Annotated in this window: 15 protein-coding genes; 13 read left to right on the top strand and 2 right to left on the bottom strand. The window is 42.4% G+C overall.

Annotated features, from left to right (window positions below):
- Nucleotides 1–2 precede the first annotated feature (2 nt).
- Both N7U62_RS05110 and N7U62_RS05105 read left to right on the top strand, forming a co-directional pair.
- Complete coding sequence (locus N7U62_RS05110) at nt 3–767, top strand: alpha/beta hydrolase (protein ID WP_264136816.1); 765 nt, start codon at nt 3–5, stop codon at nt 765–767.
- Between the two features lie 100 nt (nt 768–867).
- Nucleotides 868–2,160, top strand: coding sequence for a cation:proton antiporter (locus N7U62_RS05105; protein WP_264136815.1), 1,293 nt, complete (start codon nt 868–870; stop codon nt 2,158–2,160).
- A gap of 140 nt (nt 2,161–2,300) precedes the next feature.
- On the opposite strand, the gene N7U62_RS05100 is transcribed toward N7U62_RS05105, so the two are convergent.
- Nucleotides 2,301–3,614, bottom strand: a complete 1,314-nt coding sequence (locus N7U62_RS05100) for an ammonium transporter (RefSeq protein ID WP_264136814.1) — start codon at nt 3,612–3,614, stop codon at nt 2,301–2,303.
- A gap of 235 nt (nt 3,615–3,849) precedes the next feature.
- On the opposite strand from N7U62_RS05100, the gene N7U62_RS05095 reads away from it, so the two are divergent.
- From N7U62_RS05095 to N7U62_RS05080, 4 genes are all read left to right on the top strand, one after another.
- On the top strand, nt 3,850–5,565 hold the full coding sequence (locus N7U62_RS05095) for a sensor histidine kinase (protein WP_264136813.1): 1,716 nt from the start codon (nt 3,850–3,852) through the stop codon (nt 5,563–5,565).
- Entirely contained in the window at nt 5,552–6,184 is a 633-nt protein-coding gene (locus N7U62_RS05090; RefSeq protein WP_264136812.1) for a response regulator, read from the top strand. The genes N7U62_RS05095 and N7U62_RS05090 overlap by 14 nt, the downstream gene beginning before the upstream one ends.
- Nucleotides 6,185–6,328: 144 nt before the next feature.
- Nucleotides 6,329–6,685, top strand: coding sequence for a hypothetical protein (locus N7U62_RS05085; protein WP_264136811.1), 357 nt, complete (start codon nt 6,329–6,331; stop codon nt 6,683–6,685).
- 313 nt (nt 6,686–6,998) lie between these two features.
- A complete protein-coding gene (locus tag N7U62_RS05080; protein ID WP_264136810.1) occupies nt 6,999–7,286 on the top strand; it encodes a hypothetical protein in 288 nt (95 codons plus the stop codon).
- A gap of 89 nt (nt 7,287–7,375) precedes the next feature.
- Here N7U62_RS05080 and N7U62_RS05075 read toward each other — a convergent pair whose 3' ends face one another.
- On the bottom strand, nt 7,376–8,998 hold the full coding sequence (locus N7U62_RS05075) for a tetratricopeptide repeat protein (protein ID WP_264136809.1): 1,623 nt from the start codon (nt 8,996–8,998) through the stop codon (nt 7,376–7,378).
- Nucleotides 8,999–9,297: 299 nt separating this feature from the next.
- Between N7U62_RS05075 and N7U62_RS05070 the strand changes: the two genes are divergently transcribed.
- The 7 genes from N7U62_RS05070 (at nt 9,298) to N7U62_RS05040 (ending at nt 16,914) form a co-directional block, all read left to right on the top strand.
- On the top strand, nt 9,298–11,931 hold the full coding sequence (locus N7U62_RS05070; protein ID WP_264136808.1) for a cellulase family glycosylhydrolase: 2,634 nt from the start codon (nt 9,298–9,300) through the stop codon (nt 11,929–11,931).
- A gap of 147 nt (nt 11,932–12,078) precedes the next feature.
- Nucleotides 12,079–12,432, top strand: a complete 354-nt coding sequence (locus N7U62_RS05065) for a nuclear transport factor 2 family protein (RefSeq protein ID WP_264136807.1) — start codon at nt 12,079–12,081, stop codon at nt 12,430–12,432.
- Between the two features lie 947 nt (nt 12,433–13,379).
- A complete protein-coding gene (locus N7U62_RS05060; protein WP_264136806.1) occupies nt 13,380–14,294 on the top strand; it encodes a hypothetical protein in 915 nt (304 codons plus the stop codon).
- A gap of 43 nt (nt 14,295–14,337) precedes the next feature.
- Entirely contained in the window at nt 14,338–14,880 is a 543-nt protein-coding gene (locus N7U62_RS05055; protein WP_264136805.1) for a GrpB family protein, read from the top strand.
- Nucleotides 14,861–15,460 (top strand): Crp/Fnr family transcriptional regulator, encoded by a 600-nt coding sequence (locus N7U62_RS05050; RefSeq protein WP_264136804.1) that lies wholly within the window; start codon nt 14,861–14,863, stop codon nt 15,458–15,460. Before N7U62_RS05055 ends, N7U62_RS05050 begins: the two co-directional genes overlap by 20 nt.
- A gap of 71 nt (nt 15,461–15,531) precedes the next feature.
- Nucleotides 15,532–16,224: a hypothetical protein gene (locus N7U62_RS05045; RefSeq protein ID WP_264136803.1), complete on the top strand. Its 693-nt coding sequence runs from the start codon at nt 15,532–15,534 to the stop codon at nt 16,222–16,224.
- Nucleotides 16,225–16,527: 303 nt separating this feature from the next.
- Nucleotides 16,528–16,914 (top strand): hypothetical protein, encoded by a 387-nt coding sequence (locus N7U62_RS05040; protein WP_264136802.1) that lies wholly within the window; start codon nt 16,528–16,530, stop codon nt 16,912–16,914.
- Nucleotides 16,915–17,098 lie beyond the last annotated feature (184 nt).

Here is a 17,098-nt window from a genome sequence, read left to right as displayed (position 1 = left end):
TTATGATCAAACAATCTCTAAGTATAATCCTTGTTCTATTTACTTTGAATAGCCAGGCTTCTGAAAGGGTAACTTTCAAGGCGGAAGATGGAGTGGAAGTAGTCGCAGACCTGCATATGGCACACCCTAAAACCGCTCCTATGATTGTGCTTTTTCATCAAGCGGGATGGAGTCGAGGGGAATACTTAGAGATTGCACCTACCTTGAATCGATTAGGGTACAATTGCCTGGCGGTGGATTTACGCTCTGGCAATCTGGTCAATGGTGTTCGCAATGAGACCAACAAGAACGCAAGGGCACTGATGCGTGAAACACAATATGTGGACGCCTATCAAGATATCGCTGCAGCGGTAGAATACAGTCGCGCCATGACCAGTAACAAATTGATCTTGTGGGGAAGTAGCTACTCTTCAGCATTGGTGATCAAATATGCTGGTGACAACCCCGGTAAGGCACAGGCTGTACTTTCATTTTCACCAGGAGAATATTTTAGATCTCAAGGCAAACCTGGAGACTGGATCAAGCAAAGTACTGTTAACATCAACTGTCCAGTTTTCATTGCCTCAGCAAGGAATGAAATAGCCAATTGGCAAGCGATATATGATGCGATTTCAGCATCAGGCAAAATGAATTTCACTCCAAGCGAGACTTTGGGCAACCATGGATCCAGTGCGCTGTGGGTCAGACAAACGGACCATAAAGAATACTGGGAAGCTGTTGTGGCTTTTTTAAAGAGCTTGGAGCCCCCAAGGGACACGGAGGAGTAAGGCACTCCGTATTAATACGGAAATAGATTTACAAAATTTCTGAGATTACATTTTGTGACCCCTTGTTCTAACATTGTAAAGAACAAAACCATGAAATGTTATGCACTTATTTGATGTAGTCGCTTTCCTTATTTTCCTGTCCGGCCTGTTCATATTTATCAATACATTTTATCTGAAGCTTCCTTCTTCGGTTGGCTTGATGATACTCACCCTCTTACTGTCCTTTACAGTACTTATAGTGGGTAGAATGTTTCCTTCCCTCAATGTAGCAGCTCATGTCAAGGAATTTGATTTTAGCCCCGTACTCAATCAAGTAGTAATCAGTGTGATTCTTTTTGCAGGAGGGCTTAAAATGAACCTAAAACGACTGGGAGATCTGAAGTTTACGGTGATCATGCTGTCTATCCTCAGTGCATTAATATCCACCATAGCGATAGGAAGTATCCTATATGGTGTATTGCATTTGATCAATCTGGAGGTATCGTATATGTTCAGTTTGCTGTTTGGTGCTGTGATTTCTTCTACAGATCCCATCTCAGCGATGAATATCACAGGCAGGTTTTCTCTGCCCAAAAAACTAACTGTAAAAATAGAAGGCGAGTCTCTTTTTAATGGAGCCTTTTCGGTCGTATTGGCATTTGTCCTTTATCATGTGATGCAAGTCTCTGAAGGACACGAAATGATTTTTGTAGAAGTAGCTCGTGTGGTGAGTCTTGAGATCATTGGCGGTGTAGCCATTGGAATCGGTATGGGCTATGTAGGGTATCTCATTCTCAATTACATCGACAATGAGGAAATGCACATTGAGGTATTGATCACGATCGCCCTGGTGATGGTGGGTGCCTTCATTTCAGAGTACTTTAATATTTACTCAAAGCTGGTGGCTCTGATAATGGGACTGATGATTGGTAATTTGGGACGTGTCGATCAGAAGGATCCTAGTGAAAAAGGTGTGGTCAACAACTATGTTTATAAATTTTGGAACTTGATGGAGCAGACGATGGCCGTACTCTTATTTGTCCTCATGGGACTGGAAATGCTGGTGATAGAGCTAAGAATGGACTACTTCGCAGTGGGCTTCATAGCAGTCAATATAGTCTTGTTCGGTAGATGGCTCAGTGTTTTTGTGCCGGTTAAGATGATGTCTTCTCATGTGGCCTTTGACAAAAACACCGTATCGGTGATGAGCTGGGGAACCTTCAGGGGAGGTTTGCCCATCGCATTGATATTGGCACTAAGTCATTTTCCTGGCAAAGAATTGATGATAACCATGACTTATGTGGTAGTGGTTTGTTCTATATTGTTTCAGGGATTTACCTTACCTATTATGATGAAGGAGCGATTCCTGGAAAGGTCCAGGCTATCGAAGAAACCTAAAATTCAAGGAGATTAAAAAGTATTTATAATTCTAATTTGGCGGTTAGAAATCAGTTAAGGTTTGCTCAGAAGGGGCTTATCTACTACATTTAAATTTATATTAAAAAGGCCTTTGAATTGATTCAAAGGCCTTTGTTATTTAGTAATTAGTCTATCTTATGCTTTGGTTGGTTCTATATAATCTTCAGTATCAAAACTCTCTTCTCCATGATAGCCCAGATCCATACCCTGGTCTTCTAGTGCATCTTCTACACGCCCACCACCTGTCACCAAAGTGGTGATTTTAAAAAGTAGGATCGATCCGATTCCAGAATAAACAATCGTGGCACCAACCGCCACCAGCTGAGGAACTACTTGACCTGGATTTCCATAGAGTAGGCCAGTTTCTCCATTGATATCTGGGTTGGCCAGAAACCCGGTAGCTATTGCTCCGAATATTCCCACTAAACCATGAATGCCAAATACATCCAGCGTATCGTCATACCCTAATAGCACCTTGAGTTTAACCACACCAAAATATCCAATGGCACCAGAAATCAGACCAATCAGGATAGCTCCACTCACATCAACATATCCAGATGCTGGGGTGATTCCCACCAGACCAGATACGACACCAGAGGCAGATCCTAGCAAAGTCGGTTTCTTGTGGCTAGTCATCCACTCGATGGTGAGCCATGCCAATCCACCTGCTGCAGCAGCGACATTAGTCACCAACAGTGCATTGGCTGCAATAAAGTCAGCAGCTAACTCACTACCTCCGTTGAAACCAAACCATCCAAACCACAACAATGCACTACCCAGCAGCATTAGTTTGGTGGATGAAGGACGGTGCTCCAGCCCTTTGTGTCCTTTTCTATTACCTACGAGATACACGAGAACCAAACCTGAGATTCCTGCATTGATATGAATGACGGTACCGCCAGCAAAGTCAAGCTCTCCGTGATCACTTAGGATGCCACCGCCCCATACCATATGAGCAATAGGAGAGTAGATGAACATTACCCAAAGAATGGAGAAAATAAACCAGGTAGAATATTTTACACGCTCGATGATAGAACCACTCACCAATGCGACGGCTATAGCTGCGAAAGTGCCCTGAAACATGACAAAGAGTAGGTGAGGTATCGTGCCGGAGATGTCGTCGATTTTAATGCCTCGAAGCATAAAGTAGTCGAATCCTCCAATAAAACCATTGCCCTCACTGAAGGCCAAACTGTATCCGATCACTACCCATACAATGGTGGCGGTACAAAAAGCTGTGTAGCTCATACCGATGGTATTGAGTACACTCTTTCTTCGGGTAAGTCCTCCATAAAACAAGGTTAGACCTGCGGGGGTCATCAGCATCACGAGTGCGGTCGATACGAGCATCCAGGCCGTATCTCCTGTATCCAGACTGCTGTCTTGTCCCCAGCTGATCAAAGGCATAGCAAATGCCATAATCAATAGCGAAATAGATTTTTTGTTCATAAAAATGAATTTGATGTATCCAATAATAAAGCGTTATCCAGTTTTTTATCAGCTTTGGGGGCTTGTTGTCAAAACCAACCGCAAGGATAATAAAATTTAAGATACACACAGAAAAAAACATGATTTGAAACAGAATAACACCTGTATTGATTATTATTGCAGTCTGATCTGTGTTACCGTTTTTATTCATCATTTGTTTGTCTAAATTGGACGTTGCTGAATCATGGCTAAACAAATGAACAGTATCAGTATCAGGCTTTGGACGACACTTATGATCAATATGCTAATCATATTGACCATTGCGTCTTTGTCCATATTCTTTTATCAGCAATTCCAGCAGGCACTCAACGAACGGGTACTGCTTCATTTGGCCTCTATTAAAAATCTAAAATGTGTTCAGATCGAGCACTATTTAGAATCAGAATGGGGGGAGTTTCATGAGAATGTTATTCTCCAGTCTAGAGATAATCTGGAGAATAACATTTATTATACTACCGATCCTACCGAGCACCTATGTTCCGATTTCTCTTTTGATGGAGTGATTACCTCAGGCATCTATGACGTGAGCAAGTGCGATGAACAGGGTAAAATCAAATTAGCCTTCATTGAAGTTTTGGATAGTGGCAGGTACTTGATGAATGTAAAACGATTGCCACGCATTCAGGAGATCCTGCTGGAGCGAACCGGAATGGGCCAGAGTGGAGAGACCTATCTGGTTGGAGTAGACTATTCATTGCGTTCAGTTTCTCGGTTTTTCCCTTCCAAAATCCCATCAAATATTGAAGCGCATACCCAGGGAGTAGACAAATCCCTAGCAGGAAAGGACAGCACCGGCATGTTTGCAGATTATCGGGGAGTGGAAGTGTTCAGTGCCTATCAGCGCATCAATGTACCCAACCTCAACTGGGGCATTTTGTCCGAAATAGATGTAGAAGAAGTCAACATACCGCTACAGGAAATGCGTGCCAAGCTATTGCTTATTGCACTGTTGGTATTAGTCGTTTCCATTGCACTGTCTTTCTTTCTGATGGATCTTTTTTCCAAGCCCTTATTAAAAATGCGGGATCTACTGACCAGTATGTCTGTAGGAAAATATAATATCAGCTTCACTAAGCATTACCCTGCTCAGGAGATCAACCAAATGTTCAATGCGCTGGATGAATTGAAAAAGAGTATCAGTGGAGCGATCCAGTTTTCGCATGAGTTGGGTAGTATGAATTTGGACTCTAGCCATAAGCCCCTCGGCGAAAGTGATGTATTGGGCAAATCCCTGATGCAAATGCAGAAGCAGCTGATTGAATTCAAAAAGAAGGAAGATCAAAACCGTTTGCTTTCCAAGCAATCGCTTATCACGGGACAGGAAAATGAAAGAAAAAGGCTGTCTAGAGAGTTGCATGATGGATTAGGTCCATTGTTAACTACGCTCAAGCTGGCGGTTCAGTCGGCAGACATGGACGAGGACGACAAGTTGAAGATGAAAAGAATGGTGGATGATACCATTACCGCCATCCGGCAGATGTCTTATAACCTGATGCCCCAGGCCTTGATTGACTTTGGAGTAGGGAAGGCGCTGGAAAATTTTGTAGAGTTGGTCAGAAAGTCCTCTGATATGGACATCCGCTATATCAACTCATCATTTGATGAGGATACTGAACTGAATCCAGAAATTAATATATGCATATTCAGAGTCTGTCAGGAACTGATCAATAACACGCTCAAGCATGCAGAAGCTCAAAGTATCAAGCTGTCATTGACAGAATTTGAAGATCGATTCAGTTTGTTTTATCAGGATGATGGTAAGGGTTTTAAGGTAAACGAATCTCAACCAGGATCAGGTTTGCGCAACATTCGGGAGCGAATAGAAGTATTTAATGGACTCTTTATGATCCATTCGGATCAAACAGGAACAGAAGTGGAAGTAGAAATCCCAAAGAAAAATGACAAAGATTAAAATAGCCATTGTAGATGATCACCAGTTATTCAGAGACGGCATGAGTGCCCTATTAGCTGGAAATGATGAATTTGAAGTATTAGCCGGCCTTAGCAATGGAGTGGAACTGTTTAAGTTTTTAGAAAAGGGAGACCTTCCGCATGTGCTTTTACTGGACCTGACCATGCCTGAGATGAATGGTTTTGAGGCATTGACCAAGTTGAAAAAAGAATATCCAAAAATCAAAACCATAGCCATCTCGATGCATGATGATGGCAACTACATCGTGAAGTGCGTCAGGAGTGGGGCCTATAGCTACCTGTTGAAAAATACGGATGAGGAAGAGCTGGTTCAGGCCATCAATACGGTATACAAAGGACAGAAGTATTTCAATCCGACCATATCCGAGCGAATGATCAACATCATGGCCATGGAAGGCAACCAGCCCAAGAAGCTTTCGGCCAAAGAAATGGAGATACTAGAAATGATCTCTGATGGTCTCACCACAAAGGAAATTGCCGATAAATTGATCATAAGTACGCGTACAGTTGAGACTCATCGCGTAAATATGATGAAGAAGCTGGACGTCAAAAACACCGCTGAATTGATCAAAAAAGCAACAAAACTGAGTTTGATTTAAGAGTATCCGTATAAATACGGATGCCTGTCCTCAGGATTTATTACCACTATTATTTACCATTTTTCTTAGAGTAAATCCGGCCTCTATAGCACGTATAATTGTATAGATGAATAAAACGGATTGAATCACTAAATACACAGAGCTATGAAAAAGGTAATAATTGCTATTTTGTTTTTGACGGCAGCTACTTTTGCTGGCGCACAAGGAAGAAATAATTTGAAAGGTCCTGCAGCTAAAAACTACAAGCCTTGGAAGGATGATGTAAAAACAGAGCAGACTATAGTAATGAAGTCTGACAATGCCAAAAAACTACAAGGCCCAGCGGCTAAGAATAATAAAGTTTGGGCTGAGGAGAACAAGGAAGACTTTACTGAAATCGCTGTGGTATCTGATAGACCAGCATTGAAAGGTCCTGCTGCTAAAAACCACAAGGTGTGGATGAAGGCGGATACGGATAATTCAACATTAGTCAAAAAGGATACCATAAAGCGAACCAAATAAGTAAGACAATAGATCAGAACCAAAAGGTTGAATTAGAGTTGATCTCATATAGAGCACTCTGCTATCTAACTGTAGCAGAGTGCTTTTTTTATGTTCAGTCTTGACCTCTGTATAAATACGGATGCCTATTATCCTGAAAAACCTACACTAAAAATTACCATTTTTCTTATACAAATCTCGGCTATTAATCCTCGTAAAATTGTACTGAAGAGTTAATCAAATGTCTAACACGAAATATAAATAGTTATGAAAACGGTCATCATCGCAATTGCATTTTCTACAGCAGCCATATTCGCTCAGGCGCAAGGGAACAATGGTTCTCAAAGGACCTGCTGCTAAAAATCATAAGCCCTGGAATAATGAAACAAAAACAGAGCAGACTATAGTAATGAAGTCTGAAGTGAATAAACTGCAAGGACCTGCTGCTAAAAACAGCAAGGTTTGGTCAACTGAAAATCAGGAGATTTTCTCAGAGGTAGCTGTCATATCTGATAGACCTGCGTTGAAAGGACCTGCAGCCAAAAATCATAAAGTTTGGATGAATGATACACATGAAAACAGTGTGTTGGTTAAAAACAACAAGTCATCTAAAACTAAATAAGAAACCAGTTCAGACGGAACTGTATATAGCGTAATAGGAGTTATCCAATAGTTTAGCACTCTTCTATCCCAGATAGTAGAGTGCTTTTTTTATATCGTCACATCAGTACTGTCGATTCCAACCCAAAACTCCTTTATGATCATCCTTACAGAATCAATCGCAGCAGGTTGTCCGAGCAAATTGAGTGCATTGATCTTTCCATCCAGGGCTCTGGTTCTATTTTTTGCCACTGCCAGGCTTTTTTCAAACATTTCTAAAGCCTCCTTAGGTCGATCTTGAGTCAGCAACCACTCTCCATATTGTTCGAAAGATGGATAGGGGATGTCTGGAGGGCCGTAAGAATATTCTGCCTCTTCCTCCAGGTTAGTAGCTGCCATCAGATAAAGCTCCGTAAGTTCTGTATCCTTGGCCAAGATGCTGATAAAGGCATTCATTTGATTGACCATCACTTGTGCACGCAGGATGTCTGATTTGTCTGGTGCATATCTGGTAGGTCCGGTACCACATACACTTATGGTCTTCTCAATTACGATAAGTTCTGCGGCTGCTATTTTGTTTTCTAATGAATCAGTATGGGCGGCTATGGAGATCGAATCTCCCTTTTCGTAGGCCAGCATGGATTGAAAGAAAAGTTGCCCCGCCTGACTGGTTAAGCTCAGATCCTCAATGTTTACAATCATAGGTTCCAGCCCCTCTATCCATTGACCTGATTCTACCAACTGGGCATTTTGCATACTGATCAGATAGCGTCTGGTGTACCTCACTGGCACGCTGTTTACATAATGATGCATGTCTCGGAGCAACTTCTCTGCCTTGTCGAACCGGCCTTGTTGCAAATAGCCATAGTGTAGCCAGGCATAGCTGTGGTAGCCTCTGGCTTCATCGCCCAGGCCTTTACGTTCCATACGGTTCACACTGGCCGCATAAGAATTTTCATTCGAATGAACCATTTCATTCCACATACCCATGGCCAGATAGATGTGTGAGGGCATATGTAAAGCATGGGTCGCATCTGGTGCTACATCGGCATATTCATTGGCAGCTGCGATGGAAAGCGCCGCATAGTCTGGATCATCATTGGCATGAATCAGGTAGTGCAAGGCACCGGGATGTAAAGGATTTTCCTCCAGAATACCTTTGGCAATCTGGGCGGACAAACCTGATGCTTCCTGGGTTCTGCCATCAGATTCGGTCCACATCAGTGCCAGCGCATAAAAGGCCGCCACCTCTTGATTGTCCGGATAACGCTCATACAAATCCGCCATGTGATCTGCATAGGCTTGATTTCTGGCGTCTAAACTCCCCTCACCATAGAGTATTTCAATTCCCTTCCAGAAGTCCAGCTCTAAAGGTCCACTGGCTAACTTATATCGGTTATCCTGAGTCATCCCTGCTCGCTGGATGACTGCTTTGCCTGAATCTTCATTTTGTAATCCCCAAAGGGCCTTGTAATGAGACATGGCTTCACCCCAATAGGCCATCAGTTCTGATGGGTCGTTGGTGCGTGCTTCGATAAAGGCCTCTCGCGCATCATCATATTCAAAACTATGAAGCAACAACAATCCTCTTTCGAAAGGTTCCTGCGCACTCTTATTGATTTTGAACTGATGATTGAGCTGGCCTAGTTGAAAACTTTCCTGTTGCTTGGGTGCCTGACAGGCAGACAGCAACACCATTACTACGAGTAGTTTTGAGAGGGTAGAGGTAGACATGATGTTCGATGTTTGGGTCAAGTACTTAATTTACTCAAATACCAAAGAAGAATCAATGATGATGTCATTTATTAAACATACAAGTGTGAACAGAAAGGTCAAACAGTTGTTTATAACACTCATTATAAGAAATGAGAGTAGAATTTTGATAAAAAACCTATTTGGATAGTGCTGTTCTTTGATTGTTCTATCCGTTCACTATCAAACATTTAACCACCCAATTGTTAACCAATCTCACCCCAGTATCCGGCTCTTGTTTTCTAGCTTGTATTGAATTTTTATAACTAATAAGCATAATTATGAAACGACTAAAACTAAGCTCCGTTTTGCGGAGTAGCATACTTGCTATGCTCGTAGCTCTAGGGCTACATTTCGACACCAAAGCTCAAGGCCCGACAGCCACAGAGCTTGCCAGCCAAATGACCATCGGCTGGAACATCGGTAACTCCCTGGAAGTACCCGGCAATGAAACAGGTTGGGGAAACCCTGCCACCACCCAACAACTGATCGATGCAGTAAAAGCCGCCGGATTCAACACCGTTCGTATCCCATGTGCCTGGGACAGCTATGCCAACCAGAGCACCTATGAAATTGATCCCGCCTGGTTAGCCCGTGTCAAGGAGGTGGTCGATTACTGCTATGCCAATGATATGTATGTGATACTGAACAGTCACTGGGACGGTGGCTGGTTAGAGGAGCATCCCATCTATTCCATGCAGGCTGCCATCAATGTGAAGCAAGACGCCTATTGGACGCAAATAGCGAATTATTTCAATAGCTATGACGAGCATTTGCTCTTTGCCGGAACCAATGAGGTAAGGGAGAACTATAGCATCCCAACAGCTGAAAACATCGAAGTACAAGAATCTTTCAACCAGACTTTTGTGAATGCCGTGCGTGCTACTGGTGGCAACAATGCCAGCAGGGTGCTGATCGTACAGACCTATAATACCAATGCCTGGTTTGGTTTGGATTACTTTTCCCTCCCAAATGATTCAGCTTCGGATCGCCTATTTGTGGAGATCCACCATTACGATCCTTACGATTTCACACTCAATACCAACAATGGTCAGGCATGTACTACCTGGGGTGCTCCTTTTGCAGGTGGAGATGTCTGCACATGGGGTCAGGAAGCCTACACAGATGATTTGTTCAATCAGGTGAAGACCAAATGGGTAGATCAAGGTGTGCCAGTAGTGATTGGTGAGTTTGGTGTAGTGAAGCGAACCTCACTATCAGGAACTGCCTATACCGATCACATAGCAGCTAGAGAGTACTATCTCGAGTACATCGTCAATGCAGCGAAACAAAGAGGGATACTTTCGGTCTATTGGGACAATGGTCACAATGGAGACATGGGTTTTGCGCTATTTGATAGAAGTAGTGGAGCGGTAGTGGACCAGGGTGCCATCGATGCCTTGATGGCCGGAGTAGGTACAGATCCGGGACCGACAGATTATAACCTATCAGTGACCACCAGCGGATCGGGTAGTGTATCACCTTCATCAGGGACTTATCCATCAGGCGGTACAGTTACGCTGACGGCTAGTCCTGATGCAGGTTGGGTCTTCAGTGGGTGGACTGGGGATTTGAGTGGCAATACCAATCCGGCGACCGTCAGCATGAACAGCGACAAAAACATCACAGCAGTTTTTGTAGAAGAGAACACAGGAGGATCGGGTACGGGCAGTATCTTAAGAGAATATTGGACGGGTATCAGTGGCTCGTCAATATCTGCCTTGACGGGAAATAGCAATTATCCCAGTAGTCCAAGTGGAAGCACTCAAATGACCAGTTTCGAGGCGCCAACGAATTGGGCTGACAACTATGGTACAAGAGTCAGAGGCTATGTACATGCACCTACTAGCGGTAGCTATACTTTCTGGGTATCGGGAGATGACAATACGGAATTGTATTTAAGTACTGATGATAATGCTGCGAATGCTTCATTGATCGCATCGGTAGATGGATGGACCAGCCCGCAGCAGTGGGACAAGTACAGTTCGCAAGTAGCAACGGTCAATCTGGTAGCTGGAGCGAAATACTATATCGAAGTGCTGCACAAAGAAGGCAGCGGTGGAGACAACCTCGCTGTGGCTTGGTCAGGCCCAGGCATTTCTCAATCTGTAATCGATGGTAGTTATCTGTCTCCCTACGAAGGGGGAAGTGACCCTGATCCGGTAGTTCAATATACTTTGACGACCGGTACTTCAGGCAATGGTTCTATAGCAGTAAATCCTGCTGGTTCTGTTTTTGATGAAGGCAGTACCATTAGTCTAACGGCAACAGCTGATTCAGGCTGGCAATTTGATGGATGGAGTGGAGATATTTCGGGTTCAGCCAACCCGCTTTCTTTCACTATCAATGCGAATACATCCGTAGTAGCAAACTTTTCAGAAATCCCGACGGGTGGGGGAGATCCTTGTGATAACCCTACAGCGATCAGTATGCCATTTAGCTATGATGGAGCAGGGGAGTATTGCTGGGAGGTCTCTGGCAATGTGGGCTATATCAATTCCTGGAGTCTGGATCAACTCGAGATCAATGGAGTGGACTACACCAACACCTGGTCGAATAGTCTCCCTTCCAAAATTCAGGGCAAGTATTTCATTCACTATGTATCTTCAGTATCATGGGGTCATTTTGAGATCGTGAAACAAAATGGAGCGAGAATGCTTGCTGATCAAGGACAGTCGGATTTGGACTTTGCTGTTTATCCTAATCCGTCCAGGAATGGTTTTCATTTACAGATCAAAGATCCTAAAAGTGTTTCGGCCATTGAATTGACCGATATGTCGGGCAAGCAATTGACCTATTTGAACACCTCCATCATGAATGAAATGCAAATCGGAAGTTCATTGAAACCTGGGGTTTATCTCCTGAGAGTCCATCAAAATGGAAATTGGAAAAATTTTAGAGTGGTGAAAGAATAGTTAAAACACAGATGCTCTTATAGTTATAGCCCGGTCCAGGTCACTTGACTTGTACCGGGCTTATTTTTTTCTTAAATAATTGAAATTTGTTGCAACATATATTTACAATATCAGTTTATATGTACCAACACATAAATACAAGAAACCATGACATTAAGAGAAAAAACAGTAGACATCTACAACATGATAGGACAAGGTCAATTGCTTGAAGCATTTGATAAGTACTACGGAGAGAGCATCGTAATCACTGAGCCAAGAGGAACCTGGGAAGGAAAGGCTGAAGTTAGAAAGCACGAAGAAGAGTTTTTGAGTATGGTGAAAGAATTCCATGGCTTGGAGGTGAAGGCAATCACATCAGACGAAGAAGCAGGAGTAGTGATTCATGAGACGGTAATGGATTTGACTTTCCAGGATGGCAACAGAGTACAGATGGAGCAAGTGGGCGTTCAGAAATGGGAAAACGGCCAGATCGTTCACGAAAGATTTTACTACGAACAGTAGGGATTGAGTTAATTGGTTAATAGTTAATAAGTTATTGGGTTAATTGGTTATTAGGAAGGGAAGGATTGGGAAGAAGCCAAACCTATTAACTGAGTAACTCAGTTTCTCATTAACTCACTAAAAAGCGCCCGGGCCTGATAGGTTTGGGCGCTTTTTGTTGATAGAAAATATAGTGGGAAACACGGATGGAACGGATTTCATGATTTCACTGATTTTTTGGATCGGTATAGGCAGGCTTGGCAATGTGAGCTAGCGGGTTGGTAGCTCCGTACAAATCCCCTAGCCCTGGATGCATCGAACGGCTTTCCGAAAGGCGGAATCGAATATTCATACTTTGGTAGAAGACTAGATGAGTTCAATTGACTGAATTCTATTTCAAATCACAGCTACCGAATGTAGTAGAGTAACCGCTGAAGATACAACAATACTTTGCAAGTTATATTCCCACTTTATTAAAGGGGGGCAGGGGGATTAATCACGCACACATCACTAAAAAACTATTTCTACCTCAAGTGTTTTACCCAACCAGCTTAAATCCCACCATCCATGAAATTACTTCAGTCCCTTCAATCCGTGAATCTGACAATTGTAAACAGCCGATTGAAACCTATCTATAAGTCAAAGTCTGGCTTCTAGCCATGTACAAATCCCACTAACCCTCGATGCGTCGAACCGCTTCCAAAAGGGGGAATTGAATAATCAGTCATTGGTAGAAGATGAGATGATTTCATTTTAATTGATTGGTATTGTTACCTTATCAAATCAGAATATTTAAGTCGGTATTGATTACCGCTATATAGCCACACCTCTATATAAAAACTGAGCCATCTGAACAATTTGAATACAGCGGCAGATCACCTAAATTTATCGGATTGTAGAAAGCTCGGAGCGCACAGTGCCTTATCTGGGTGGTGGCTATTATTGAACTCGACTATAACCAACGAGATATGACAAAATTGAAATCCTTTTTAGTAGCCATAGCTTTTTTCGCTTTAGGTACTCACCATTTATTCGGACAGGGTTGTAGTGACGCGGGGTTTTGTACCATCAACAGCTTCAAACCTAATAGTGACGACAGTGCTAAAGTGGTCAACAATCGATTAAAAGTAGGCGCATTTTTGGGGAATGCAGACCACTCTATTTCTGCCTATGGTACTTATCTTGAGTACAATAGACAATTAAATAAGAAATGGGGACTTGATATTAAATTGACAACACTTGCTCAAAATGGAAATGGCATTTCTACATTCGGACTGTCGGACATTTTTGTCAATGCCAACTTTAAAGTCAACGACAGAATCAATCTAACGCTGGGTAGTAAAATCCCTTTGTCTGACGCAAATGAACAACTGAACAACCTCCCGCTACCGATGGACTATCAGGCGAGTTTGGGGACTTTTGATCTTATATTCGGAGTTAGTTATGAAATCAAGAAAATACAATGGGTTGTAGCCCTTCAACAACCGTTGACTCAAAATGCCAATCAATTTATGGCTTCAGATTATCCAATTGATTCTGATCTACGATCTTTTCAGTCCACCAATCAATTTGAAAGGGCTGGGGATGTTTTACTCCGTGTTTCCTATCCCATCCATATCACCTCGAAACTCAAATTGACACCAAGTATTTTGCCCATCTATCATCTGACTAACGACAAGTACACAGATGAAAACAATGTAACAGAAGAAATAGTCGGATCTCAGGGACTTACACTCAATGGCAATGCTTACATAGATTATGAAATTAATAGTAAGAATAGCATCCAACTCAATTTAGGCATGCCATTTATCGTGAGAGAAGCCCGACCAGACGGACTGACAAGAAGCTTTATTGCGAATTTGGAATACAGCATTCGCTTTTAACAGTCAGTTATAACCATCATCAATAAAGGAAAGTGAAATACCCATGCTAATAAAAAAATACACGCCTGACTGGACTGTCCACTTCGTGAAACTAAAAGGGGAAATTGAAAAAGGCCTAGAGGGACTTGATTGTCAAATAGAACACGTAGGGAGTACCTCTGTGGCCAATCTGGATGCGAAAGACATCATCGACATTGATATTGTCTACAGGGAAGAATGGGAATTTGAGAAAATTAAAGCGGGGTTGATTGAAATCGGGTATTATCACAATGGCAACCAGGGAATCGAACAGCGCGAGGTTTTTAAACGTACAGGCCAACTGACTCACGAGGTTTTAGATGCTATCGTGCATCATCTGTATGTATGCCCTATGGACAGCCAGGCCCTGGAGAGACACATTTTGTCCCGTGATTTTATGAGAAAAAATGATTGGGCTCGATTGAAATACCAAAACATGAAATATGAATTAGCCGAACAGGCCCATCAAGACAAGAAGCGCTATGCAGAGCTGAAAGAATTACATGTAAACGATTTTATAAACTCGATCATCGAAAGCGAAAAAACGAATGCAGACCAATCGAACTGAATCCTTTAGTACAGCGGATCGTCATGAATTTTTAAACCGATTTCATCCCATCAGTCAGGAGGAGTTTAATGCCATTCAAGAAAAGATTAAATCCAAAACCCTAAAGAGAAATGAGAGCCTCATCAGGCCCGGACAAGTGCAAAAACAGCTCTTTTTAATCAGGAGCGGGGTTCAGATGTGTCATTATGATCAACACGATAAAAAGCATGTGATTGCCTTTACTTATCCGCCCAATTTATGTGCGATTCCGGATTCGTTTTCTGAGCAAGTCCCGTCCAGGTATGGTTTTACCAGTGTGACCGCAAGTGAGGTGGATTGCCTGAGCTTTGAAGATCTGCAGCTCCTTTATGCCCAGTTTCCGAACATTGAGACCCTTTTTCGTCGGATCAATGAGAAGCTATTGGTGCGCTTGCTTAACCTACACATTGAGTTTCGATCCATGTCTATAGAAGAGCGATTCACTGCATTCTGCCAAAGAAGCCCGCACCTTCTTCAAAAAGTGCCTCACAAGTATATTGCCTCGTATTTAGGAATTGACGCCACTAACTTCAGCAAGCTATTTAACAGCATTAGAATCTGAAATGTTGGTATTCACCAAGAATTTCGAAAGATTAAAAACTAAGATTTGCATGGACAAAAATACTACTATCCATGACATCCGCACACCTACTTTATATCCCCATTGTATTCTCTCTAGGACTCCTGGTGGGTACTTTGCTCAGTTCTAATGCCGAGAGATCTACTAAAAGCCATCAGAAGCCAGACGGCCTATTTCCAAAGGGATCTACGCTTTTTGGTTCATTTCTCATCTTTATGGCCGCTTTCGTGGGAACTCACTTTTTCGAAATACCCAGGTCATCCAAAGCAGTCAGTACTGCACTAAACGATTTAGAGATATTTGACAAGGCTCCTTCCTTCTCAAGTGAAGAAGTATATAGCCGTATCGCCTCGTTTCCTCTATACGGAATGGCTATCTACAAGGAATTCACTTATACCATTGATGTTTTCTTCCCCATTACCCTGCTTGCATTTCTTATCCTATTGTCCCTTTACGTCACGAAACGAGGGCCCATCTCGAGGCAATTTCGAATCACTCTACTGCTTATTCCCATGATATGGTTCGTCATGGATATGATCGAAAACTACAGCATCTACCATCTACTCGATACATTTCCTGCCAAAAACGAAACGTTAGCCGGTATGCTAGGTTATATCACCATCACCAAATTCACTCTTTTGCTACTCGCCATCCTGATTCCCACTATCCTAAGAACCTTCGGGAAGTCCCTTTTGAGGAAAATAGGGGCAAGCAGCCAGCCACAAAATGAAACGAATCGCACCTAGCAGCTGGGAAGTTTCGGCAGGATGTTTTAGTTTGGTTTCCGAGCAGCTTAGCAGCCTGCTTCCCGCAGCATTTTCGAGAGAGAGAATTTTAATCATGAATATAGGTTATAAAACAAGTATTAGGATTTTACTCGGTTAGGTAGCATTTTTATCAATACAATGAATCTTCACATAGAACGAACATCTCATTCATCAACTCTTTTTATTACCCCTGATTTTAAATCTTATGGAATCGCTATTTTCCTAACATTGATGCTTCTAGGGTTTCTACGTGGGGTATATCAAACTATTGAAAGGATAATCATGGGGAATTTTAATATGTTCTTTCTTCCGATCTTTGCTCTTTTTTTCTGGGGTTTCTATTACAATTTTTTCAACTTTTATTGGGCAGCGATTGGAGACGAAGAAGTAGAGATTAAAGACAACTCAATAAAGATCACCAAGAGAGTTAAAATCTTTAAACACTCTTCTCGATACAAGAAGGATAAAATTTCAAATGTGGAACTAGTTGACACTTCTGGTAGTTATGGGGCCACTGGAACTGCAATGTTTGGTTTTTCGGATGTCCATGTATACTTCAAATATGGCCGAAAAAAGAAAATGATTGGCAAGCAAATAGAAACAGAAGAAGGTGAGATAATAATCGAGGAACTGAGAAGATGGGGATATGATATCCAACAAGCAAAATAAGCTCAGGTCTCAAGTAGGCAATGTTTTGCCAAAACGTTACATTGGAGAAACACGGATGATACTGATTTCATGATTGCGCAGATTTTCTGTGGTCGATTCCCCATCCGTGCAATCCATCAATCCTTCTAATCCGTGATGCAGACAATGGTGGTGCGGACAATAGGGGAGCTTCTTATGCATTTCA

Source organism: Reichenbachiella ulvae, from assembly GCF_025833875.1.
In the GTDB taxonomy this organism is placed as follows: Bacteria; Bacteroidota; Bacteroidia; order Cytophagales; family Cyclobacteriaceae; genus Reichenbachiella; species Reichenbachiella ulvae.
The sequence above is the reverse complement of the archived record's forward strand: the minus strand, read 5'-3'. Positions and strand labels throughout refer to the sequence as shown.